This is a genomic window from Flagellimonas hadalis (assembly GCF_007785775.2).
In the GTDB taxonomy this organism is placed as follows: Bacteria; Bacteroidota; Bacteroidia; order Flavobacteriales; family Flavobacteriaceae; genus Flagellimonas; species Flagellimonas hadalis.
This window is the reverse complement of the sequence record NZ_VNIK02000018.1, coordinates 1-23,173: the sequence shown is the minus strand read 5'-3', so window position 1 is coordinate 23,173 and position 23,173 is coordinate 1. Positions and strand designations below refer to the sequence as shown.

Annotated in this window: 24 protein-coding genes; 11 read left to right on the top strand and 13 right to left on the bottom strand. The window is 42.2% G+C overall.

Going from position 1 to position 23,173, the window contains the following annotated elements; all coding sequences use genetic code 11:
• Positions 1–4 precede the first annotated feature (4 nt).
• From FOT42_RS17205 to FOT42_RS17155, 11 genes are all read left to right on the top strand, one after another.
• Entirely contained in the window at positions 5–259 is a 255-nt protein-coding gene (locus FOT42_RS17205) for a hypothetical protein (protein WP_136565982.1), read from the top strand.
• A gap of 15 nt (positions 260–274) precedes the next feature.
• The gene (locus FOT42_RS17200) at positions 275–1,651 is read left to right on the top strand and encodes an MBL fold metallo-hydrolase RNA specificity domain-containing protein (protein ID WP_036378967.1); all 1,377 of its coding nucleotides are present in this window, start codon (positions 275–277) and stop codon (positions 1,649–1,651) included.
• Between the two features lie 3 nt (positions 1,652–1,654).
• Entirely contained in the window at positions 1,655–3,157 is a 1,503-nt protein-coding gene (locus FOT42_RS17195) for a thymidine phosphorylase family protein (protein WP_036378969.1), read from the top strand.
• Between the two features lie 8 nt (positions 3,158–3,165).
• Positions 3,166–4,059: a ribose-phosphate pyrophosphokinase gene (locus FOT42_RS17190; RefSeq protein WP_151891732.1), complete on the top strand. Its 894-nt coding sequence runs from the start codon at positions 3,166–3,168 to the stop codon at positions 4,057–4,059.
• Positions 4,056–4,709 carry a hypothetical protein gene (locus FOT42_RS17185; protein WP_151891731.1) on the top strand — a complete coding sequence of 218 codons (654 nt, stop codon included), beginning with the start codon at positions 4,056–4,058 and terminating at the stop codon, positions 4,707–4,709. The genes FOT42_RS17190 and FOT42_RS17185 overlap by 4 nt, the downstream gene beginning before the upstream one ends.
• 3 nt (positions 4,710–4,712) lie before the next feature.
• Positions 4,713–5,006, top strand: a complete 294-nt coding sequence (locus FOT42_RS17180) for a hypothetical protein (protein WP_036378974.1) — start codon at positions 4,713–4,715, stop codon at positions 5,004–5,006.
• Between the two features lie 11 nt (positions 5,007–5,017).
• A complete protein-coding gene (locus tag FOT42_RS17175) occupies positions 5,018–5,749 on the top strand; it encodes a PPK2 family polyphosphate kinase (RefSeq protein ID WP_036378977.1) in 732 nt (243 codons plus the stop codon).
• A gap of 12 nt (positions 5,750–5,761) precedes the next feature.
• Positions 5,762–7,909 (top strand): copper-translocating P-type ATPase, encoded by a 2,148-nt coding sequence (locus FOT42_RS17170; RefSeq protein WP_136565980.1) that lies wholly within the window; start codon positions 5,762–5,764, stop codon positions 7,907–7,909.
• Positions 7,909–9,168 carry an MFS transporter gene (locus FOT42_RS17165; RefSeq protein WP_151891730.1) on the top strand — a complete coding sequence of 420 codons (1,260 nt, stop codon included), beginning with the start codon at positions 7,909–7,911 and terminating at the stop codon, positions 9,166–9,168. Before FOT42_RS17170 ends, FOT42_RS17165 begins: the two co-directional genes overlap by 1 nt.
• 2 nt (positions 9,169–9,170) lie before the next feature.
• Entirely contained in the window at positions 9,171–10,352 is a 1,182-nt protein-coding gene (locus FOT42_RS17160) for a phospholipase D-like domain-containing protein (protein WP_151891729.1), read from the top strand.
• A 178-nt stretch (positions 10,353–10,530) separates the two neighbouring features.
• Positions 10,531–10,983: a pyridoxamine 5'-phosphate oxidase family protein gene (locus FOT42_RS17155; protein WP_036378982.1), complete on the top strand. Its 453-nt coding sequence runs from the start codon at positions 10,531–10,533 to the stop codon at positions 10,981–10,983.
• 494 nt (positions 10,984–11,477) lie between these two features.
• On the opposite strand, the gene FOT42_RS17150 is transcribed toward FOT42_RS17155, so the two are convergent.
• The 13 genes from FOT42_RS17150 to qatD all read right to left on the bottom strand — a co-directional run bounded on the left by FOT42_RS17150 (position 11,478) and on the right by qatD (position 23,054).
• On the bottom strand, positions 11,478–12,251 hold the full coding sequence (locus FOT42_RS17150; protein WP_036378992.1) for a M90 family metallopeptidase: 774 nt from the start codon (positions 12,249–12,251) through the stop codon (positions 11,478–11,480).
• A 7-nt stretch (positions 12,252–12,258) separates the two neighbouring features.
• Entirely contained in the window at positions 12,259–12,510 is a 252-nt protein-coding gene (locus FOT42_RS17145; RefSeq protein ID WP_081894152.1) for a patatin-like phospholipase family protein, read from the bottom strand.
• Between the two features lie 14 nt (positions 12,511–12,524).
• Positions 12,525–14,204 (bottom strand): efflux RND transporter permease subunit, encoded by a 1,680-nt coding sequence (locus tag FOT42_RS17140; RefSeq protein ID WP_226789937.1) that lies wholly within the window; start codon positions 14,202–14,204, stop codon positions 12,525–12,527.
• Between the two features lie 30 nt (positions 14,205–14,234).
• Complete coding sequence (locus tag FOT42_RS17135; protein WP_036378998.1) at positions 14,235–14,909, bottom strand: response regulator transcription factor; 675 nt, start codon at positions 14,907–14,909, stop codon at positions 14,235–14,237.
• Positions 14,910–15,248: 339 nt separating this feature from the next.
• The gene (locus tag FOT42_RS17130; RefSeq protein ID WP_151891728.1) at positions 15,249–16,034 is read right to left on the bottom strand and encodes a DUF4138 domain-containing protein; all 786 of its coding nucleotides are present in this window, start codon (positions 16,032–16,034) and stop codon (positions 15,249–15,251) included.
• Positions 16,031–16,963, bottom strand: a complete 933-nt coding sequence (gene traM, locus FOT42_RS17125; protein WP_036379001.1) for a conjugative transposon protein TraM — start codon at positions 16,961–16,963, stop codon at positions 16,031–16,033. The genes FOT42_RS17130 and traM overlap by 4 nt, the downstream gene beginning before the upstream one ends.
• Entirely contained in the window at positions 16,944–17,570 is a 627-nt protein-coding gene (locus FOT42_RS17120) for a conjugal transfer protein TraK (protein ID WP_036379002.1), read from the bottom strand. The genes traM and FOT42_RS17120 overlap by 20 nt, the downstream gene beginning before the upstream one ends.
• A gap of 10 nt (positions 17,571–17,580) precedes the next feature.
• Positions 17,581–18,420, bottom strand: coding sequence for a hypothetical protein (locus tag FOT42_RS17115; protein ID WP_151891727.1), 840 nt, complete (start codon positions 18,418–18,420; stop codon positions 17,581–17,583).
• Positions 18,420–19,025, bottom strand: coding sequence for a conjugal transfer protein (locus FOT42_RS17110; RefSeq protein ID WP_151891726.1), 606 nt, complete (start codon positions 19,023–19,025; stop codon positions 18,420–18,422). Before FOT42_RS17110 ends, FOT42_RS17115 begins: the two co-directional genes overlap by 1 nt.
• Entirely contained in the window at positions 19,022–21,433 is a 2,412-nt protein-coding gene (locus tag FOT42_RS17105; RefSeq protein ID WP_151891725.1) for a TraG family conjugative transposon ATPase, read from the bottom strand. The genes FOT42_RS17110 and FOT42_RS17105 overlap by 4 nt, the downstream gene beginning before the upstream one ends.
• The gene (locus FOT42_RS17100) at positions 21,426–21,704 is read right to left on the bottom strand and encodes a hypothetical protein (RefSeq protein ID WP_151891724.1); all 279 of its coding nucleotides are present in this window, start codon (positions 21,702–21,704) and stop codon (positions 21,426–21,428) included. The genes FOT42_RS17105 and FOT42_RS17100 overlap by 8 nt, the downstream gene beginning before the upstream one ends.
• On the bottom strand, positions 21,704–21,991 hold the full coding sequence (locus FOT42_RS17095; RefSeq protein WP_108246708.1) for a hypothetical protein: 288 nt from the start codon (positions 21,989–21,991) through the stop codon (positions 21,704–21,706). Before FOT42_RS17095 ends, FOT42_RS17100 begins: the two co-directional genes overlap by 1 nt.
• Positions 21,992–22,316: 325 nt before the next feature.
• Complete coding sequence (gene qatD / locus FOT42_RS17090) at positions 22,317–23,054, bottom strand: Qat anti-phage system TatD family nuclease QatD (RefSeq protein ID WP_151891723.1); 738 nt, start codon at positions 23,052–23,054, stop codon at positions 22,317–22,319.
• Positions 23,055–23,173 lie beyond the last annotated feature (119 nt).

The window sequence follows — 23,173 nt, the reverse complement described above, 5'->3', positions numbered from 1 at the left end:
TATCATGAAAACAGAAGAATTAAAGAAACAAAAGAGTATTGATTTAGAACCATTTTACGAAGCATTGGAAGATGACCCAAAACTGCTTGAAGAAGCCTTGGAAATACTATTGGAAATGGTAAACTTTGAACCTTCATCCATTAAAAAGTTAGCCCTTTTTATCAAAGAGGATTCGCGAAATCTTTATAATGAAATAGTAGAGTTGTACAAATCGACTCAAGACAAAAGTAACACACCTTCTTGCTGTGGTGGCCACTAAAAAAATATTATAAAAATGAAAAATAATAAAATAAACATCCATTTTTTGGGAGCGGTTGGTACAGTAACCGGTTCCAAATATTTAGTGGATACTGGAAACAAAAAAATACTGATTGACTGTGGATTGTTTCAAGGCTTAAAAGAGTTACGTCTCAAAAACTGGGAATATCTCCCTGTGAACGTTTCAGAGATTGATGTGGTTTTGCTCACACACGGCCATATGGACCACACAGGCTATCTACCAAGATTGGTCAAACAAGGATTTAATGGTTTTATTTACGGTACAAATCCAACCTTGGATATTGCCAAAATCATTCTGAACGATAGTGCTAAAATACAGGAACAGGAAGCCGAACGTGCCAATAAAGAAGGTTATTCCAAGCACAGCCCAGCAGAGCCACTATACGATTTAAAGGATGTTGAAAAAACCGTTCCACATTTTAAGGGCGTTCCGCAATCACAATGGATTCCATTGTTTGATGGCGTAAAAGCCCGTTTCCAATACAATGGACATATTTTGGGAGCAACTTATATCGATTTGGATGTACATGGAAAACGCTATGTCTTTTCAGGAGATATAGGTAGAACCCATGATTTACTGTTATACCCACCATTAAACCCGAAAAAGGCCGATGTACTGTTTATTGAATCCACTTATGGCGGAAGATTTCATCCAGAGGAAGAAGAAGCCATTCCACAGATTGAAAAACTGGTCAATGACACCCTTGATAGAGGTGGCAGTCTATTTGTCCCAAGCTTTTCGGTAGAACGTGCCCAACTTATGATGCTTATTTTTTGGAGATTGCTCAAGGAAAATAAAATACCAAAAGTGCAAATGATAATGGACAGCCCTATGGGGACTAATGTACTAGAACTATTCCACCGCACAAGGGATTGGCACAGATTAGAAGACAATGAATGTGATGAAATGTGCTCGCACTTTACCGTTGTAAGCAGTTATCGTGAAACTATGGAATTGCGGACTGATAATAAACCAAAAATTGTCATTGCCGGAAGCGGAATGCTTACTGGAGGAAGAATGCTTAACTATCTTGAAACCCAAGCTCAAAACTCCAATAATACCCTTCTATTTGTAGGTTATCAGGCCGAAGGTACACGTGGCAGGAAGTTACTGGAAGGTGACAAGGAACTCAAAGTTTATGGAAAATGGGTTCCTTTTAACATGGAAGTTGTTGAAATTGAAGGGCTTTCAGCGCATGCAGACCATAAAGAACTTTTGGGTTGGATGAGTAAGATACAGAACACGCCTGAACGGATTTTTATTGTACACGGTGAAAATGAAGGTGCAAAGGCATTGAAAAACGACATTGAGAGAACTTATAGCTGGAAAGCAGAAATACCGCAATTATACAGCATTGAAGAAATAGTATAGGCCATGGAACAACATTCAAATATTTTAAAATATAAACATCTTGGTATCTATACCCAAAACGAAAATGTGGTATATATGCGTGATGATTGCCTCGTGTGTATTTCGGAAGGGTTTGAGGCACTCACAAGGATAAGGGTTGCTAAAGTAACCCGTTCAATAGTGGCAAGCCTCAACGTCATAAATTCAGATATTCTGTTGCCCAATGAGATAGGTCTATCAGACGCTGCTGCAAAAAAACTGAATGTTTCCCCAAATGATATGCTGTATGTTTCCCATTTGGAACCTATTGAATCGTTGAGTCACGTAAGGGCAAAAATTTATAATCAAAAGCTCAATTACGATGCCTATAATCAGATCATAAAAGACATCGTGGAGGGAGATTATTCAAATATCCATCTTTCAGCATTTATCACAGCCTGTGCAGGAGACCGAATGGATATTGATGAAATATCCGACCTAACAAAAGCGATGATTGCTTCAGGAAAGCAACTAAACTGGAACAAAGAAATAGTTGTGGATAAACATTGTATTGGTGGATTGCCTGGAAACCGAACCACCCCCTTGGTAGTGGCTATAGTTGCCGCTTACGGGCTTACAATGCCCAAAACATCGTCCCGAGCCATTACATCACCAGCAGGTACGGCGGACACAATGGAAGTTCTCACCAACGTTGCGCTTTCTGCTGACGAGATAGAGAACGTAGTAAATCAAGAAGGTGGTTGTTTTGTTTGGGGCGGTACTGCCCAACTAAGTCCCGCAGATGATGTGCTCATTAAAATTGAAAAAGCATTGGATATTGACAGTGAAGGGCAGCTAATAGCTTCCGTACTATCAAAAAAAGCTGCAGCTGGTTCTACTCACGTTGTTATCGATATCCCTGTAGGTGAAACTGCCAAAGTTCGTAGTATGGAAATGGCTGAAAAGCTGAAAAATCATTTGGAAAATGTCGGTAAGGCTGTCGGCCTGAAGGTAAAAGCAATCATAACAGATGGCTCTCAACCTGTAGGCTATGGCATCGGCCCAACATTGGAAGCTATCGACATATTGAATGTGCTAAAAAATGAAGAAGATGCACCCAAAGACTTAAAGGAACGTGTTGTGCTGTTGGCTGGAGAACTGTTAGAACTTTCAGGAAAGGTCGAAAAAGAAAAAGGAATGGAAACCGCCAAAGAGGTACTTATATCTGGTAAGGCCTACGAAAAATTTCTTGCCATTTGTAAAGCCCAGGGGCGTTTTACACAACCTGTTTTGGCACCTTTTAAAACAGAAATCAGAGCGGAGACTTCGGGGATTTTGAAGCGTATTGACAATAGAAAGATAGCGAAGCTCGCAAAACTTTCAGGTGCACCCCAATCTAAATCTGCGGGAATTTCATTGAATGTCCATTTAAATGATAAAGTTGAAAAAGACGGCTTACTATACACGCTTTTTGCAGAATCACAAGGTGAGCTAAACTATGCTTTAGAATACAAAAATCGCCATAACGATATCATAACCATTAAATAAAAAACAAAATGAAAACTATATTATTCAGTCTTCCCGGAAATCAGGAACTCACCGAGTTGTTGGCTAAAAAAATGAAAGCGGAAATCGGGGAATGCAACATAAGAAAATTTCCGGACGGTGAATCCTATACACGCATACTTTCCGATGTAAAAGATAAATGTGTGGTCTTGGTATGTACCCTCCATATCCCAGATGAAAAACTGTTGCCCCTTTATTTTTTGAGTCATACGGCCAAGTCGTTGGGTGCGATGTGTACTTGTCTGGTAGCCCCCTATTTAGCCTACATGCGGCAGGACAAAGTCTTTAATGAAGGGGAAGGTGTAACTTCCAGTTTCTTTGGGCAATTGATTTCGGGTTTCGCAGATAGCATCACCACCATTGATCCCCATTTGCATCGGATACATTCGTTGGGCGAAGTATATAGCATTCCGAACAGAGTCATCCATGCCGCTGACGAAATCTCAAAATACATCAAGGAAAATATCCATAATCCGGTACTGATCGGGCCCGATTCGGAAAGCGAGCAGTGGGTTGCAGATGTGGCAAAAAAAGCGGGAGCACCTTTCACGGTCTTACAAAAGACTCGCCATGGTGACCGTGATGTTGAAGTCTCCGTGCCTGAAGTTGACAAATTTAAGGACGCGACCCCTGTTTTGGTGGACGATATCATCTCTACGGCCCGTACCATGATAGATACTACGGAGCATTTGAAGAGTACGGGAATGAAACCTGCAATATGCATTGGCATTCATGCCGTATTTTCAGGGAATGCCTATCAAGATCTCTGGGATGCCCATGTCAAGGATATCATTACCTGCAATACAATTCCACATCAGTCAAATAAAATTGATTTAAGCGATACCATAGCCAAGGAAGTAAACGAACTGATGCACCATCAATGAAAATAGGATTGCACTTTACAGTATTCATTTTTATGGTCGTTTCTGCATATGCACAGAATAAAATGTTGATCGGACAATTGTCCGATAGATGGGTGGAACGGGAAAATTTTAATAAAAATGGAGACTTTCTGAACAAGCAGACCTTTAAGGCGGGAAAGCTAAAAGAAGTCGATGGATATTATGAGGTTGAAGTGGTTGCCGAACTGTTTGACAAGGACAAAAAATCTACTGACAAATACACCATGACGTATCGCTGCAAGCCCGATGAAGCCAGTATAATGGTAATGGCCTTTCCGTTTTCGAACCCAAAATCCAAGGAAACCGAAATCAGTACGACCTCTGAAAATTTCAAGGAACTCTATGATCTGTCGAACTTGGATAGTGTCGAACTCGAAATGAGTTTCGACTCCGGATTGTTGAATTTCTTTGGTTCTAACAGCAAAATAAAAATTTATGACCGGGTGTTGGAATCCAATGGTAATGGGAAAACAATCAAATCCAAAATCAATATTAAAGCCTACGCCATTGGTATACGAATTAAACAATTGGACTATGTTGCAAGTGAAAAACTTACAAATGAGAACTTGTTATCATTCCAGAAATTTACCGAGAAAGACGGCAGCTATTTTACGATGACATACAAACCATAAATTATGAGAAACTATGACACCCTATCAGAAGCAATTAATGATTTACAGATCAGGGGATATACCTATGATTTCAACTTGAAACCAGAATGCTTGCAATGTGCCTCACTGAAAATGGAAATTCAGCCCGAAGATTTTGATGTGGATGAAACCCATCGTTTTGAAGGTATGAGCAGTACAGACGATAACAGTGTTCTTTATGCCATTTCATCAAAAGATGGTATAAAGGGGCTTTTGGTAGATGCCTATGGGGTCTATGCTGAAAATATCTCGGAAGCAATGCGAAGAAAATTACGATAAAACTGTAACCTATGATAGACTTAAATACAATTTCAACCCTTCCTCCCGCAGGTAGCTCAAAAAAACAATCCAAAAAAAGATTGTTAGGGATACGGGAAGAACTTTTTGAGCTTCAGAACAAATTTTATGCCGATGGGCGCTTTGGCTTGTTGATTATTTTGCAGGGAATGGATACTTCTGGAAAAGACGGTACGATTCGTAATGCGCTTAAGGGCATGAATCCACAGGGTGTTCATGTAAAATCATTCAAAAAGCCGACCGAAGAGGAGCTCAGGCACGACTTTCTGTGGAGGGTCTATCCGCACTTTCCCCAAAAGGGCATGATACAAGTTTTTAACCGCTCGTATTATGAAGATATCCTGGTACCCAAGGTTACCAATTCCCTCGAAGAAGAAATACTTGAACACCGTTGCAAGCTATTAAAATATATGGAACAGCATCTTAGGCAAAATAACATTCATGTACTCAAATTTTTTCTTCATATCTCCAAAGAAGAACAGAAAGAACGTATCAAAGAAAGACAGACCAAACCTTATAAACGCTGGAAATATAGTGCCGAAGACGAAAAAGCGGCCAGCCAATGGGAAGTTTACAGAGAGGCTTATAATATGTTAATGAACAACTGCAACGACCCTCAATGGCACATTATTGCAGCCGACAAACGTTGGTACCGCAACTATTGCGTTGCCAAAATAGTATTGGAACACCTTAAAAAACATAATTTAACATATCCAAATACCTAAAAATAGAACACTATGGACAATCACAAAGAGCACAAGGACAAAAAAATGGACCATTCTAAGATGGATCACTCAAAAATGGATCACAGTAACCATGACCATGCTAAGATGGACTCCTCCAAAAAGCAACACCAAAGAGAAGACCATTCTAAAATGGATCACGGAAGTGGAGACCATTCGGGCCATAACCCCGCTCACGGACAAATGGGGCACGACCACCATAAAATGATGGTCAAGGATTTTAGAAAACGGTTTTGGATATCTTTAATCGTTACCATCCCAATATTGTTCTTATCGCCAATGATACAGGAGTTTTTTGGGTATGACCTATTGCTCCCCGGAAATCCGTATATCCTATTTGCACTATCAACATTTGTCTATTTCTGGGGCGGCTGGCCATTTTTAAAGGGATTTTATAATGAAATAAAATCCAAGGGTCCGGGCATGATGGCCCTAATCTCAATGGCTATAAGTGTGGCCTATTTCTATAGTGCCGCTACAGTTTTCGGACTCCCTGGGGAGGACTTTTTCTGGGAACTGAGCACCTTGATTGTCATCATGCTGTTGGGACATTGGTTGGAAATGAAATCGGTGCTGGGCGCATCCAAGGCACTCCAACTTTTGGTCAGTATGCTGCCCGCTGAGGCCCATAAAGTTGTGGGTGATAAAATTCAAGATGTAAAACTAGAGGATTTATTAAAAGATGACATCATATTGGTTAAACCCGGCGAGAAAGTACCCGCGGATGGCATCATCACCGAAGGATCTAGCTACCTGAACGAGTCGATGCTGACAGGCGAGTCAAAACCGGTAAAAAAAGAAGTACAGGATAAGGTCATCGGAGGTTCCATAAATGGCAATAGTACCTTAAGGGTAAAGGTAGAGCATACTGGAAAGGACAGTTACCTGAACAAGGTGATCAAGATGGTCGATGAGGCACAGCGCACGAAATCGAAGATGCAGAACCTTTCAGATCGGGCGGCCAAATGGCTGACCTATATTGCATTGGCCATTGGCTTTGGGACACTCGCGGTTTGGCTGATTTTAGGTTTCCCATTTGTTTTTGCATTGGAAAGAATGGTAACGGTCATGGTCATTGCCTGTCCACACGCGCTCGGTCTTGCCATTCCGTTGGTTGTCGCCATATCTACTGCGGTATCTGCCCAAAATGGTTTATTGATCCGGAACAGAACGGCCTTTGAAGAATCCCGAAAAATATCGGCTTTATTGTTTGATAAAACAGGAACATTGACCAAAGGTGATTTTGGGGTGACCCGAATTGAATCAGTGAACGAATTGTACACCAGAGATGAAATTCTGAGGTTATCCAGTGCTCTGGAACTAAGCTCCGAACACCCCATCGCCGTGGGGATCATCAAAAAGGTCAAAGAAAAGGACATCGAGATTCCAAAGCCCAAAAACTTCAACGCCATAACGGGCAAGGGTGTAGAGGCAATCGTAGAGGGTAAGAAGGTCAAGGTAGTAAGTCCGGGATATCTTCGGGATGAAAAAATCCAAATTACCGAAGATGCCTATAGTGATGCCGCAGAGACCGTAGTTTTTGTTCTGATAGATGGAAAATTAGCAGGATATATTGCACTGGCCGATGAAATACGGCCAGAATCTGCCGATGCCATCAAAGTATTCAAAAAGAATAACATCAAAGTCTTAATGGCTACGGGCGATAATGAAAAAACCGCAAAGGCTGTGAGTGACAAACTTGGTTTGGATGGGTATTATGCCGAGGTGCTACCCCATCAAAAAGTGGAAATCGTAAAAGAGCTGGAAAGCAAAGGAGAGTTTGTGGCCATGACGGGAGATGGGGTCAATGACGCACCTGCATTGGCAAAAGCTGATGTAGGAATTGCTGTTGGTTCCGGTACCGATGTTGCCGCGGAAACCGCCGATATCATTTTGGTAAACAGTAACCCAAAAGATATCGCCAATCTGATATTGTTCGGTAAAGCCACCTATAACAAAATGATCCAGAATTTGGTGTGGGCAACAGGCTACAACGTTGTGGCCATACCGTTGGCCGCTGGGGTTTTATATTCTTCAGGATTTGTGTTGGGGCCAGCAGTAGGTGCCGTATTTATGAGCTTGAGTACCATCATTGTTGCCATAAACGCTCAATTGTTAAAAAGAAAAATCGGAAGCAACTGATGAACAGGAAAGAAAAACTCGGTAGAATATTCCTAGTTTTATTGAGTTTGTTCGTAGTGATGTTGGGCTACGGCATTTTATTGCCTACCCTCCCATATTATACCGAAAGGCTGGCTTTAAAAGACAATCTGGATACGGACCTTATCAACTTCCATATCGGAATGTTGACCAGTATTTATCCGTTGTTCCAGCTCTTGTTCGTTATCGTCTGGGGCAAGCTTTCCGATAAACACGGCCGTAAACCTATAATACTATTAGGGCTTGTAGGTTTTGTCGTGATGAACTTGCTAACCGGTCTTGCCACTTCTCTGTCGATGCTATATATAGGCCGTATCATAGGGGGCATCTTTACGTCAGCGGTCATTCCGGTCAGTAATGCCTATTTAAGTGATATTACCTCTGAAAAGCGAAGGACCAAAATAATGGCCTGGTCTGGGGTCGCTATCAGTTCCGGGGTGATATTTGGCCCTGTTCTGGGGGGATTTCTGTCGCAAACGAACCTACATTATACATACTCTTTTGGGGTGTTCCACTTAGACCGTTTTTCGGTTCCCTTTATTTTGGCCGCTCTTTTGGGCTTTGTGGTATTACTGATAATCATAAAATGGCTGAAGAATACCGAAATAAAAAAACGTATTGTTTCTGAGGCGGTCAAATTCAGTTTTTCCCTGAGTAACTATTTTATCATTTTGTTGCTCCTATCCTTTGCGATACAGTTTGTGGTTACCTTGTTCGAGACCGTGTTTTCAATTTATGGGAAGGATGAGTTGGCATTTACAACCAATCAGGTGGGTATCGGTTTTATGCTCTGTGGTTCTGCAATGGCCGTTTTGCAGCCTGTGTTCGCGACCTATGGCGAAAAAATGCTGACCTCAAAACAGCAAATAACATTAGGGTTATTAATATCCGGTGTTTCGTTAATTGTCTTCCCCTTTGTGAGCGGTGAACTATTCATTTATGGTACCATATTAATTTTCGCAGCTGGGGGAGCCATGGTGACACCAAACCTGCTTTCGGCAGTTTCTTTGATTTCCCGGGATAATACGGGAAGGAATATATCCATTCAAAGTTCCACGAACAGCATCGGACAGATTTTGGGCCCGGTATTGGGGACTTGGCTGATAGCTGGTGGGTTTTATTACCCTTTTATTATTGCCGGTGCAACCATTTTTGGTGCTATGGGACTGGTTTACTTTTTGAAGCGACCAAATAAAGGGATTGACGCGCCCTTATTGGCTGACCAGCATAAAAAACTATAGGGATGGATCATAGAAAATGTAGTAAAACAGCACTTCAAAATGCTGCTGACAATTCGAAATATGTTGAATTGGTTCGTTCGGGAGAAGACTATTTTTTAAGGCTGGAAAAGTTAATCGATAAGGCAGAAAAAGAAATCCATATACAGACCTATATTTTTGAAAACGATGATACGGGAAACCGTATAGCCTCCTGTTTGAAGAAAGCCGCTCAACGAAAGGTAAAGGTATATGTCTTATTGGACGCCTATGGTAGCGCTGCATTACCCAATAGTTTTGCCCAGGATTTGGTGCAGCATGGTATTTTACTTCGTTTTTTTTCACCTTTATTCTCTCTGAACAATTTTTATATCGGCAGGCGGATGCACCATAAAATTGTGGTCGCCGATGAAAAAATGGCATTGATAGGCGGAATCAATATTGCCGATAAATACCACGGAACGACAGGTTCGGAACCTTGGTTGGACTATGCCGTTCAGTTGAACTGCCCGGCAGCCAAGAATCTACAAATATTGTGTAGCGATTATTTTTTCAAAAAAGGGAGTTCAAAAAAAATACCACCAGTTTTACATTCGGCCGGTAGTGCACTCGTGGGTATTTTACAAAACGACTGGCTACAGCAAAAAACGGAAGTCTGTGATGCCTACACGAACGCCTTCATTCATGCCGAAAAGGAAATAGTAATCGTGGGCTCGTATTTTTTGCCTGGAAGCAGATTGGCAAAGGCTTTGAAAAAGGCCTGTAGAAGAGGAATAAGAACAACGGTGATCTTAGCGGGTATTAGCGATGTGCCGTTGGTGCGGCGGGCAACCGAACATTTGTACTCCTCCTTTTTGGACCATCATATGAGAATTTTTGAATGGAACAGATCCGTAGTACACGGTAAAGCTGCGGTGGTTGATAACAAATGGTCTACCGTAGGTTCATTTAACTTGAACAGTCTTAGTTGCTATGGCAGCATTGAAATGAACGTAGAGGTTCACTCTGTGGAATTTGCCGAAAACCTTCGGGCTGGATTTGAAATGGTTATAAGCGAGTGTAGCGAAATTACAAAGGGGAGTCTAAGACAAAGAGACGGTATACTCAATAAGTTGGGTAATTGGATTTCTTACCAAATGGTACGAACGATTATGCTTTTTCTGACCTTTCTTCCGCATTTAAGGTTTTTGAAAAATTATAGGTTATAATATGTTGGCAAGTGGTTAAATGGTTGGGCTCGTTTATCTGTCTTTACGACCCGAGCAGCAAACCATACGGCACAAGAACCTAAAATAAGGAAATATACAATCAGTGGCGGAATGCAAACTGTAACTGCGCTAGGCACCATACATATAAAACGATTAGTAATATTGAAATACATTAATAATGACAGATTTAACACCAAACGCGATCGAACGCATACTCAGGAACAATTACCTCGGCCACTTGGCCTATCTATGGCAAGGGAAGCCCCATGTGATTCCCTTTACCTATTATTTTGACCCTACGGACAATACGATCATTAGCTATACCTCGGAAGGCCATAAAATCGATGCGATGCGAGCCAACAAATCGGTTGCCGTTCAAGTCGAACAAGTGCAATCCATATCCAATTGGGAATCGGTCATGTTACAAGGTACATTCGAAGAAATTCGAGGCAGTAGTGCCAAACAAAAATTACATCTATTCACCGAAGGCGTGAAGGACATTATCCGTAGAAAAGAAAACAGAGAGGTAGGGTTCATCAATGAATTTTCCAGTAAATCATCTGCTAATGGCATTCCAGTCGTCTTTCAAATCAAAATACTAGAAATGTCGGGTAAAAGAAGAAAAAAATAAAAGATAGATTTCAAAAAGAGACCATCTTTTTGAATCATAGGATTCCGAAATGAGAAACGAAAAGATTTTAACGTGGTTAAAAAAAATTAAACAAGGCCAAAATTCGTTTAAAATTGGAATACGATTTTTAAGGTCTAAGTAATCTCTAATCTAATAATTGAAGAAAATTAAGCTCACGGCGTATTGTGGCAAAACCATTCTGGGACATTTTAATGACCCTAAAGCAATAGATCGGAACATTATATTGGATCCCGACACCAAATCTGACCTATTATCTCCTGAAAGGATTCATAACCACAAACAGAACCCAAATTCACGCAAAATTTAGAGAAATCACTCTTAACTGTTAATCACATTTGCCCTTGCTGCTTAAAATTAAGGTTATTATACTATTAAACGATCCTGGTTTGGGAGGTAAGCATAAAAAGATTGGGGCATCTACGAATCAGCTTTTAAAATTGATCAATTGCAAATGATATAATTCAATTATGAATTCAGGCCTCAGGATTCTGCATAAAGCACACAACCAACATGTTATAAAGTTCTGGATGTTTTTTTTTGAGTAAATCTGGACGTTCAAAAAAATACTCTGAAGCAACTGCAAAAAATTCAACAGCGTTTGTTCCACCATATTTTCGAATATCAGAATGGTCACTGTTTATCGCTTCCATTTCCTTATGGATCAAATTTATCCAAGGTATGGTATATTGATGCTCTAATAATCTTTCCGGAATACCATCTGCAAAATCATCAAGCTTATCTAAAAGGTGTACAAATTCGTGTATGCCGGTATTGCTTTTATCACTTTGGTTCACAAAACCATGGTATAATGCCTTTTTTGATAATATCATCTGTTTTTCAAAACGTCCGTTACCAACAATTCCACCAATATTCCGTGTTTTTGCCTTACCATTGAATTGCATGTCCGCATTGAAGTAATCGGGATATAACAAGATTCCACTTAAATTGGTATAATGCCACTCTTCAAATCCAAAAACAGGTATAATTGCACTTGCCGCAATCAAAACCTTATCAAGATCTTGTAATTCCAATCGCACACCTTCAATGTAGACTTCACTTAGAAATTCCATCATTCTGCGTTGAAATAGCATTTGCTTGTTTCCAGGAAGATTTCGGTAGTAAACCACATAAGCCATTGCCAGCTCATGCCAGTGACCAGGAAAAGGCCGAGGTTTACGCCGTTGCGACTTTCTATAGTTATAAACAAAAAATAGAAGAATAACTATTAATACAAAAACATAAATCATATTTGTGTTACTTCAGTAAAGTGAATCTCTTATTGAAGATTCCCAATTTAAAGATCTTCAAAAACTCCTTTTTGTGCGACAGGTCTAGAATCTCCAACGGGGTATATCCAAACCAGTACAATGCCGCGATGATACTTCCCGCACTGGATCCGGAAACATCTTCCGGAAATATCCCGTGGTCGTTAAGGGCCTGAAGGACCCCTATATGGGCAGCTCCCCTTGCACCTCCTCCTGACAAAGCAATTCCAATCAATGGCATCTTTTAAATTGTTTTTACTCCTTCAACAATTTAAGTATAATTGGAAGTACCACCAATAACAATGGCAATGCGAAGACCAACCCTCCGATGACGGCAATCGCCAAGGGCTGGTGCAACTGGGCCCCTGCTCCGATACCCAGGGCCAAGGGGATCAAGGCCATGATTGCGGCAGTGGCTGTCATTAATTTGGGCCGCAATCGTTGCGCTATGGAATATTCGATCTTTTGTGGGTGTGATAACGAAACATCACATTCTTGGTACTGTTGATAGGTAAAAATGGCATTCTCCCCGATAATCCCAACTATCATAATGATACCTGTGTAACTTCCTACATTCAAAGGTGTTCCTGTCAATAATAGACTCAACAGACAACCTGCAACCCCTAAAATGGCAATGAATATGATGGCAAGAGCAATCTTGATCTTTCTGAACAGAAACAATATGACGGTAAAGACCAACAGTACCGCGGCAATCAAAATGAGCATCAATTCCTTAAAAGCCTGTTGTTGTTGCTGGTATTCCCCTCCATATTCAATATGATACCCCGGGGGAAGGCTGATCTTCGTGGACAGATTGTTTCGGATATCGGTCAAGGTAGACCCAAGGTCCCTGTTGTTCAAGCGAGCCGTAACGACCCCTATGGATTTTTGGTTTTCCCGATTGATCTCTGCCACTCCCTTCCCTATTTCAATTTTCGCCACTTTTTGTAAGGGTACAATATCCCCACTGGGCAATTGCAGGGTCATTTGTTGGATATCGGAAACCGAATTGGTGTTGGTGCCGGGAAATACCAACCGGATATTCACTACCTGCTCCCTTTCAATTATACTACTGATGACCACCCCTTGGATCTGGGTTTCCAGTTGCTCGATATTGGCGAACTGGTTGTTCTCGATCTTGGTCAACAAGGTCAAGCGCTTGGTCATTTGGGAGAGTCGCTGTATATCCCTTTGGATGGAAGTGAGTTGTTCGAACTGCTGGTCGTCCAATGGTTCCTCCATATTGATCACGTTCTCGATCTTTGCCTGTATAATGGCCAAGGGGGTCTGCATCTCATGGGATACATCCTCCGTATATTGTTTCAGGTTCCGATAATCCGAACGGACCTTATTGGTCAAGATCTTGATCTCTGAATTCAATTCGGAGAACTCCAGGATTCCACTGTCCATCAGGGCGATGGGAGCATCGGAGCTGAGCGAAAACCGTTTCATTTGCTCCAGGTTGTGGAAAAAAGGGGTCCACAGTTTTTGGTTCCTCGAACGATTCACATAAAACAGGAACAGGAATACCAAAAGGATGATCACCAAATAGGAAATGACCACGGCGATCAGGATATTCTCCGATTCCACCACAAGTGCGCGGACCGTGATCCTATAATTTTCACCATTGATGGCGGAGAAGGTGGACAGTTCCCTGAACTCTTCCATTTCATCTTGTGAGGGATCATAGATGATGGTATCCTTTAGCACCTCATTGCCCAACCGGGATACCTTTTGGATCTCGACCACCGGGGACAATTGAAAAGGCTCCGGATTTTCGATCAGGGAACTTTCGATCCGTGCCTCTGTCGAACGGAGCTCTTCCTCCACTTCAGACTGGAGCAGGTTCCTCAGATAGAAATAAAGGGCCACCGTACTGACCAACATCAACAGGGCACTGATCCCCAAAAAAGTTTTGGAGGTCTTTCTGATCAATCGTATTTTTTTCAAGGTATCCCCCATAGATCACTCTTCCACGAACTTATACCCACTTCCGTAGGCCGTTTTGATATACTTGGCCCCTGCTTCGGTCAATTTTTTGCGCAGGTTGTTGATATGGACATAAATAAAATCAAAATTATCCGCAAGATCGCTATGATCCCCCCATAAATGTTCGGCGATGATCTCTTTGGAAAGCACCCGTCCCTTATTGGTGACAAAAAAAAGCAAGAGATCGAATTCCTTACGGGTCAAGGAAAGGGCTTGCTCATTGACATAAGCGGTCCTAGAGCGCGTATCAATGGAAATCTCGTGGAACTCCAAACGGTCATTGCCCCCAAACTTGCCCCTTCTCAAAACCGCCTTTATCCTCGAATTGAGTTCGGCCAAATGAAAGGGTTTGGTCAAATAGTCATCGGCACCCAGATCCAATCCTTCCAGTTTATCGTCCAAGGAATTGTTGGCGGAGATGATGATGGTCGGGGTCTCCGAACGGTTGCGCTTCAACAGTTTTAGGATATCCAATCCACTACCGGTGATCAGGTTGATGTCCAGGACCAACAGATCATATTCATAGAGGTCAATCTTATAGAGGGCCTCGTGGTAGTCTGAAGCCATTTCACAGACATTGCCATCCCTTTCCAAATAGGTGGCAATGGATTTCTGGAGTTCGGTCTCGTCTTCTGCAATAAGGATCTTCATACCATAAATTTATGGTATAAAAATAGATCTCAAATCTTTAGGAATTCTAAAGTCGCCATCTACACTTCCAGCAATGGATCAGGTTGTTGCGACTGATGTCCCTTTCATTCCTTCACTAACAAACTATCCATGACTTGAATCGGACGGTTGGATGACAATGATATGCTGATGTGCCAATGCTTTTAATACAGCTGGAAGCCAGTTCCATTTTTCCTGAGGTGTACCATTCCTATTTCATTTCCTTTCTTGGCCAACACTATAACCTTTGTTATGGCAAAATTTTGTTTTCATGTTAAATTATATACCCTATAAGGGATTCCACTTCTCTTTATCGATAGGTCAATAGTTGAGCTCCAACCTTCTGCCTCCACGGCTTTCCAAGAGAATCAGTCTTAGATGCTCCTTATGGGATAGGACAAATTTGGGTAGCACAAGTACAAATCGTTGGGAAGTCCCGGTTTTAATAATTTTGGGTCGTTCAAAGATATAGTGGGGTTCCAACCTGGTTTCTTGATACGAGGATCTCCGTTTCAAGCTGCCATTTATCCTTAGGGCCTCAAGGGTGCCTACTTCAAAATCAATGCCTGATCGGTTGCGCACCTCTACAACCATAAATACTTGAGCGTTTCGGTAGACCAACCTTTTCAACAGCAATCGGATTCCCTTTCTTCGCACCGATGCCAAGGCACCATTCCCATCACTTGATGGCAATCCCCTTAAAAGAGGAAATCGAGCTGTGTGGGAAGCCAAGGAATCCCCTTTTTTACCAGGTAATGGCTGTACTGGACCAATGCTATGCGCCTTGTCCACAAAAAAATGGGTTTGGGCAACGTTTTCCCTATAGGCCACCTTAAATTCATATGCTTGTCCGTCCATGGTGACCACCAAAAGGTTGGTAATGGTGTTGGCTGTGGACTGCAATAGCCCAAAATATTGAGCTTCTTCCCGGTTATAGGTAAAGATCGCTTTAGTGTTTCCCGTTATAGCCTGTTTGATGGGACTGGGAAAAAAGAGGGCCACGTTCATTTGTGAATTGGCTTGGATGGTGTCCAAAACCTTTTGGCCCGATACGGTGTGCCCATAGGCCATTAGCATTACTGCAATGATGACGTTTAGTGTTCTCATGATCTAGGTATTAAGAAAAATTGATAATGGTCGGAAATCTGAACTTTAACGGTACGTTGATCACGCTGAAATATGCGTTTGATCCCATTGAACTGGGGCACACCCGGCACATTGATCTCTCCAAGGCCCTCATCCAAAGACCGATCCACCACTTCACCCCGCAGATGGTTCTTCACATAAATCCCTTCCTGCCCATCCTGGGCATCATAGGCTTGCATATCCATAAGGGTTGTCCCCAATCGGGTAAGTTCCACCATCACCCGGTTGGGCCTTATCTTTACAAAGCCATAGAGGCGGGTACCTCCTGGCATCCTTTTCCCATCCACAACATAGTCATGGGCGAGTCGCAAGTCCAATCGTTGTCCATCCCGAAGGGTCTGGTCCCCATCCACATACACCTTGGCCACAGCAGTAGTTGGTAAATTTCCATCGGAACGGTTCCTTTTTGGATTGGAGGCAAAGAACAGTTGATGTACCAATCCTAGCTCCGTTTCCGTCCTTGGGGAACCCATTGTCAACTTTTCATCGTCTACCTTTACCTTCTTTACAGTCCCCAACTTGGGCATTACACCTGCATCCGATACAGAATTTTTTTTTGCAGTAAAGGCATTGATATCATAGACGCTGTCTATGATACGCTGCTTTTCATATTCCATATAATCGGGATTGAAATACCCTTTATCATCCACCATGTGGTCGGGATACACTTGGGGTGCCGTGGATTGTTTTTCCACCTTGATGGCTTCCACGGCTTCCAGTTTGGTTTCAAACTCCACCGAAGTGTCCTCCAGATCCGGCATGGGGATCCTCCCTACATCAAGGCTTTCCTTTTTTGGCTTACCAAAAGTGACGATGCTATATATGGTGATAAAGAGTACCATACATGCCAGTACCAGCACAAAAACTATTTTATTCTTCTGTGTTTTCATGAGTTTCTAGTTTACGAAGTGAGTTTTCAAAAAAATCAGTGATCAACAATCCATGAGGATTATGGGGAAAATTCCGTTCCACCTGGATCAAATGTCCCGAGGTCACCAGTTCATAGGTATCGGTGACGGTTCCCCGATTGATCCGTATATGCAATTGGGTCCTAAACGCAAAGGAAGACCCATCCCAATCCAGCTCTGTATCGATTCGGATGACCTCTTGCACAAGGGAATATTGCAACAACCGGTTATAGAAACCGTCTGCCTTTTTCTGTTGAAAGACAGCACCAACGGAGGCATTGCCCAACCAAAGGGCCCTTTCCATGTTCTTCTCATAACTGCCGGCATCCACCCCATAAAACCACCTATGAAACTGTTCCAAATGGGCCAGGGCCTCCACTTCCAGATGATCCCGTTGTTCGGCCCAGGAAAGCGGTATGACCTCCCCTTCCCCATTGACCACGAAGGCCCCGTTCAACGATTCACGGTATATCCTGCCCACTAGGACCATAGCAACCATACAGACCAAAACCGAGGCGATAACCACGGCAAGAACCACAAAACGGTTGAGCCGCAGCACATGAACAATACTTTTAAAAGGTGTTTTCATAGACTTCAATTTAACCGGTGAACAATCGAAGGGTAAAACTGGTCGCCCTTCGGTACAATTTAAATTTGAGCAAGACAATAAAGCCAATGGTCCCGAGTTCAATGATCGGGGCAAAGAATTCACTCCCAAAATCAAAACCAAAGAGGTTCCCCCAGAAGTTGGTACTGATCTCCGTATAAAGGTTGTTGACGAAGACATTGACCAAAAAGAAGGCGGGCACCAGCATATATACAGCTGCATACAACTTAAAAAACTGATAGGCCAAGGGCCTGAATTTCTCAAAGACGGCCAAACTGATGACCAAGGGAAAAAAGGCCTGTAGGATTCCCAACAGGAAATACCGCTCCGCAAGGAACAAAGGATAGATGAACAGGTCCATCAACCAAAGAATGACCCCGATGATAAAGGCCAAGACCTTCAAACCGTACAAAGGGGTCACCAGGGCCTCATACAACAGTGCCATGGCCTTTTTGGCGGCTTCCAAGGCACCCACATCCCGTTCCAGATCTACATCCTGCAGCTGCAATGGGAGGAGTGCCGGAGCCGTGTCCCGGTATTGGACCTCAATGGCCACCAAAATGCCATCGAAGACTCCCAATACCTCTGTGGAGAAAATGACCAGCAGCACCACCAAAAAATTCTTGGCCAGTTCCGTTGGGGTCAATCCCCAGGTATGGCCATCGATGGTGGCGATGCCCTCATTGTATTTCTTCAATATATTTATCAAAAAGAACAGGACGGCCAAGGTCTTCATCCCCACAATGGTATATTGGGAGAAATCACTGTCCTTGATGGTCTGAAAGACCGCATCCACATATTCCAATCCTATGCCCAAAAAGTATCCCGTCATCAGTATTCCGTTTCCCGATTATTGATAATATCCTGCATCCTCCGAAAGGAGATGATCTCTCGATAGCGACGGGTCTTGACCTCAAGCTCGGCCACCATTTCCTGGGACTGGACTTTCTTTTCCATCAAAATGGCGGTACGCTCCGCATCGGTCATCTTCAAAAAATCACTAGACAAGATCTGGTATACAAAATCCAGGTCATCAATGGCCGTATCCATGATCTGCTCAAAGGCTTTGGATACCTGTTCCACTTCCCCCGCCTTGATATAGGGGGAGTTCAGAATATCACGAAGATCGTTCTGTACCGTTCGAAATAAAATCTCGTTGTTACGCGCCAATTCCCGCACCGCTTTCAATTGTTTAATGGTATTGTTGACCTTGACGATGTTATCCTTCTGTTCCTTCAAGAACTCCACGGTCTTCAATAGCTCGGCAGTTTGTTTGGCAGACTCCACCAAGGATTTGGTCATGCTGATAAAGTTCGTATTGTCATACACCGGCATCCCCTGGCAGGCAGCACCTGCAGGCAATAACAGGGCCAAGGACAGCGCCAACATCCATAACCGGGGATTTCTCCATAAGGTTTGTTTCCAATCTATTCTCATATCATTTTCTTTTGTTGATTTATAAATTCGGTAATGGCTTGCTCCATATCATGGGTTTGTTCATAGAGCAGCATAATGTGTTCGTTTTCAATGCCATCGGTCAGATAGGCCGCATAGACCTCTTGGGGCACCTCCAAGCGAAAGACATTACTCTCCTTCCCGATCTTGATAAAGATTTCGGTGTATTTGCGTTCCCCTGTCAGATTGTTTCTAAGGGACTTCAATTGATTGAGATCATGGTTGGAGAGGTTCAATCGCCTTGCCAGTTCATCATAGCCCTTTTCGTTCCGTAAACTGTACACGACCTGCGTATTCTCCAGGATACTTGCCGAAGTGGCATTTTCCGGTAATTGGTTGATGGATTGCAGGATGATCCCAATGGAACCGTTCTGTTTTCGGATGGCCTGGTAATAGAACTCCACACTCTCCAGGACATTGGGTAACTTCAACTGTTTGGCAAACTCATCGAAAAGGATAATGCCCCTTTCCGAACGGTTTCGCCAAATGGTCCGTTGGATGGCCGACTTGATCAATTTGAGCATTACGGACAGGATTTCCTTATTGTCCCGCACCTCGTCCAACTCAAAGACGATCAAGCGATTGTCCTCTATTTTATAGGTCTGATCTTCTGCCACATGGAACAGAAAACTATACAGTCCTCCATCCACATATTCGGAAAGGATGTGCAAAAATCCATAAACATTGAAATCGGATTCCTGAACCCTTGTATCCTCTATCAGGGTATCCTTGTGTTTGTCCACGAACTGATATAGGGAAGCCAGGGAATGCCCATCCCTGACCGTATCATAGTAGTGCAACAACACTTTTTTCAAGGCCACTTCCTTGGATTTGGTCACCTGGTTTTCGGCCAAGAGCTCCAAAAGAAACAGGGCCAGATCTTCCAAGCGTTCAGGGGTCAAATCGGACTGCTCTGAAATATAAAAGGGATTGATGCCCAGATTCTTCCCCTGTTCGTATCGCAGGATGACATGATCATCGGGATACAATTGGGCAAATTTGGCATAGGAACCCCCTAGATCGATAATGACCAATCGTACATCGGCCTCAAAGTATTGACGTAGGATATTATTGGCCAAGAAGGACTTTCCTTCCCCTGTCGGGGCAAAAATGGCAAAATTTCGGGCCTTGATACGCCGTTTACCCTCGTCCCACACATCCTTGACCACAGGAATATTGTTCTGTCTATCATTAAAAACGATTCCTGATTCATCAGAGCGATAATTGGTATTGTTGATATACAGACAAAGAGCGGCCTTCAGGTCCATCACAAAAAGATCTTCATTGGAAAAGTTGGAAGCATGACTGGGATAAGAGTTCAATAAATAATGTTTGCGCTCCTCCCCATGGGGATGATAGGGTCGTATATCCAGTTCCTTCAATGTGGCCTTAATGCTAGAAGCAATGCGCTTCAACACGCCAACCTCCGTATGCCAAAAAACAATATTCACATGGCCACGAACGATCCGTGCGGTATCATCCCCATTGATCCGATCCAAGATATGTTGGACCTTGTTGCGAACCACTTTGTTCTGGGAGCCAAAATTGGAGCTCTTGGAGAGTTCCTCAATTTTTTTGTCCAATAGTTTACGCCATTGATGGGTATCGTCCAGATAAAGGATTTGGTTGATGATATGGTTTTCCCCCAACTCCAATCCCAGACCGTCCAAAAAACCCTTATGAAAGCTGAACCCGTCCGAACTGAATTTGCCGTTGGGCACACTGCTCTGAACCGTTTCTCCGAAACAACCTTCATTAGTGAAGGCCATCACATCGAAATAATGGTCACCAATTTCTATGGGGCCTTTTCCGAGCTGGATATCCGTATCAAAACCTTGATTGAACCCATTGAAATAATCCTGGGTATGCTGTAATATTGCTTCAGGTTCCATGGGAACCATGGACACGCTTTTGGAGTTGTTGACATAGGATACCGCATCGTTGATGGCGGTCACAAATTCAGCTACCTGCACATCCAGTTTCCGGTGCAACCCTTTTTCCACTTTTCGAAAGGGATTGACATATTTAGTGGCATTAAGGGCCTTCTCAAGAGGAAGTACAAAGAAGAGATAACTCTGATGGTCCAAATGTTCCCTACCCAAAAAATAATCATGGGTGGCCTTGGCCAGAAAGGTATCCCTTGGAAGATTCTTAGCATCATAACCTTTCTTTTGGTATACATCCTGTTTATGGATAACCGTACCCACCGGCAAGGATTTAAAGGCTTGGAACCACATCCTGTGAAGCTCCTCAAAATCCGTTTCAGAAAGGGAATATATCTCCGGCAGTTCCACCTGATAACACAATACCACATTCCCATTGCTCCCAAAGACCACATGGTTCTGGATATCCAGGATTGGGTGAAATGCATTGAAATTCAGTTTAGACATAGTCAAGGAGGTTTAACTGTTTTAGGCTTATGGTCTTGGGAAAGGTTTGCACTACCTTCAATTGGAAAGGTTTCTTCACCCACTGCAACAATGCCCCATAGAGCAGGGCATTGAAGAGCAGTAGGCCCACGATGACACTAAAATGAAACGAAAAAATGATGATCAAAAGCGAACAGATGATAGACGCCATCATCAGGGCAAACAGGGAAATGGTCAGCCCCATGATCATGGCCCGCTTTCGTATATTCCGATAGACCTCATACTGTTTCATCAGACCACGATTCCAATGAGATAGGTAAAGATGCCCACCACGGCACCGGCAATCAGCACAAAGACCAAGACCCGGGTAATACCCCTTTTTAGGTCAGCGTTCTCCCCAAAGAAATGTCCGGCATTAAAAAGGAAACCTACCAAAAAGATGACCCCAAGGATGATAGGAAATATGGCCCGAATGGTATCTGAAATATCATTGACCGAATCCTCGATGCCACCGATCTGGGCCAAAAGGGCACTGGAGGTAAAAAGCAATACTAAGGTGATGAAGAAAGATTTTCGCATATCGTAAACGTTTAAGGGTTAGACGATTAATGATATGTGAAAAGTACAGGAATATTCGATTCAAATAACTGAATATCAGATATTTGTGAATATAATAAAAATTGGTTTTGAATGGATTTTGTTAATGCCAATTGGCATCAAATTTCATTAAAAACTAAAATGTGAATGTTGAAAAGTTAAAACTTCATTTAAAAGTAAATGACCTTTTATTCTAAAAATAAGATTTGGAATATTGCTTTCAACACATAATTCCATTTTAATCAATAAATATAAGGATGCAGCCCTATGGTTTTTGGTAGTTTCTACAACTACATTAAAATACCATTTATTTGCAGCTGATAAGATCATAAAAATTACGCAATATTCTTTGTTTTATTTCTTTGGGATTAATGTCGTTTTTCGAGTGACAAATTCCATCCAAAATACTATCAACCATTAAAGGTGTGAATTTTTTTGAGCCCAATGAAGTAAATGGGCCATCAGATTCTATAAGCAAACGATTGATAGGAATTCTATCAATAATTTTTTGTCCATTTTTGGATTTTGTCATTTGGTAGTTTATAGAAAAATAATATCCTAGCGAGATTGCCCTTTCTAGGTTTTTTAAAGAACCGGAATACCAATGTAAAATAACTTTCCCAGGAAATTCATTGCCAAAGATATCAAGCAAATCAGTTTCTGCACGTCGACTATGAACGGTCAATATTTTATCTCCAAAAGCGGCACAGGACGAAACAATTTTTTCAAAAACAAGGATTTGCTTTTTATAGTCAGAGGGTGTTTTATTATAATTATCCAACCCGACTTCACCAATATATTTAGTTTTACTAAGTAATGATATAAATTGGTCAATCTCTTTATACCTTTCAGAAACTAGCTCAGGATGAAGCCCAAGAGCTGGTCTAATATATTTGCTATTTTTTGTTATGTTCTCGGTATAAAAATAAACTTGAGGGCTATTTGTAACCGCAATGGTATAAATTTCATGCTTTTCTATTTGACGTACAATATCAATAGGATTAGCCATTAAATCAAGGTGAAAATGAGTATCATGGTACTTCATTTTAAAAATTCATTTACTTCTTTCATACCACGTAGATAAACATCTATATATTTATCCAGTTCTTGTCTATTCTCAAAAGGTATAGGTGGAAACGCCGGACATAGTATACCACCTTCGCC

Bases quoted from the DNA above. Each gene is read 5' to 3' on its own strand.
- FOT42_RS17205 (WP_136565982.1), top strand. From the start codon at position 5: ATGAAAACAGAAGAATTAAAGAAACAAAAGAGTATTGATTTAGAACCA.
- FOT42_RS17200 (WP_036378967.1), top strand. From the start codon at position 275: ATGAAAAATAATAAAATAAACATCCATTTTTTGGGAGCGGTTGGTACA.
- FOT42_RS17195 (WP_036378969.1), top strand. From the start codon at position 1,655: ATGGAACAACATTCAAATATTTTAAAATATAAACATCTTGGTATCTAT.
- FOT42_RS17190 (WP_151891732.1), top strand. From the start codon at position 3,166: ATGAAAACTATATTATTCAGTCTTCCCGGAAATCAGGAACTCACCGAG.
- FOT42_RS17185 (WP_151891731.1), top strand. From the start codon at position 4,056: ATGAAAATAGGATTGCACTTTACAGTATTCATTTTTATGGTCGTTTCT.
- FOT42_RS17180 (WP_036378974.1), top strand. From the start codon at position 4,713: ATGAGAAACTATGACACCCTATCAGAAGCAATTAATGATTTACAGATC.
- FOT42_RS17175 (WP_036378977.1), top strand. From the start codon at position 5,018: ATGATAGACTTAAATACAATTTCAACCCTTCCTCCCGCAGGTAGCTCA.
- FOT42_RS17170 (WP_136565980.1), top strand. From the start codon at position 5,762: ATGGACAATCACAAAGAGCACAAGGACAAAAAAATGGACCATTCTAAG.
- FOT42_RS17165 (WP_151891730.1), top strand. From the start codon at position 7,909: ATGAACAGGAAAGAAAAACTCGGTAGAATATTCCTAGTTTTATTGAGT.
- FOT42_RS17160 (WP_151891729.1), top strand. From the start codon at position 9,171: ATGGATCATAGAAAATGTAGTAAAACAGCACTTCAAAATGCTGCTGAC.
- FOT42_RS17155 (WP_036378982.1), top strand. From the start codon at position 10,531: ATGACAGATTTAACACCAAACGCGATCGAACGCATACTCAGGAACAAT.
- FOT42_RS17150 (WP_036378992.1), bottom strand. From the start codon at position 12,251: ATGATTTATGTTTTTGTATTAATAGTTATTCTTCTATTTTTTGTTTAT.
- FOT42_RS17145 (WP_081894152.1), bottom strand. From the start codon at position 12,510: ATGCCATTGATTGGAATTGCTTTGTCAGGAGGAGGTGCAAGGGGAGCT.
- FOT42_RS17135 (WP_036378998.1), bottom strand. From the start codon at position 14,909: ATGAAGATCCTTATTGCAGAAGACGAGACCGAACTCCAGAAATCCATT.
- FOT42_RS17130 (WP_151891728.1), bottom strand. From the start codon at position 16,034: ATGAGAACACTAAACGTCATCATTGCAGTAATGCTAATGGCCTATGGG.
- traM (WP_036379001.1), bottom strand. From the start codon at position 16,963: ATGAAAACACAGAAGAATAAAATAGTTTTTGTGCTGGTACTGGCATGT.
- FOT42_RS17120 (WP_036379002.1), bottom strand. From the start codon at position 17,570: ATGAAAACACCTTTTAAAAGTATTGTTCATGTGCTGCGGCTCAACCGT.
- FOT42_RS17115 (WP_151891727.1), bottom strand. From the start codon at position 18,420: ATGACGGGATACTTTTTGGGCATAGGATTGGAATATGTGGATGCGGTC.
- FOT42_RS17110 (WP_151891726.1), bottom strand. From the start codon at position 19,025: ATGAGAATAGATTGGAAACAAACCTTATGGAGAAATCCCCGGTTATGG.
- FOT42_RS17105 (WP_151891725.1), bottom strand. From the start codon at position 21,433: ATGTCTAAACTGAATTTCAATGCATTTCACCCAATCCTGGATATCCAG.
- FOT42_RS17100 (WP_151891724.1), bottom strand. From the start codon at position 21,704: ATGAAACAGTATGAGGTCTATCGGAATATACGAAAGCGGGCCATGATC.
- FOT42_RS17095 (WP_108246708.1), bottom strand. From the start codon at position 21,991: ATGCGAAAATCTTTCTTCATCACCTTAGTATTGCTTTTTACCTCCAGT.
- qatD (WP_151891723.1), bottom strand. From the start codon at position 23,054: ATGAAGTACCATGATACTCATTTTCACCTTGATTTAATGGCTAATCCT.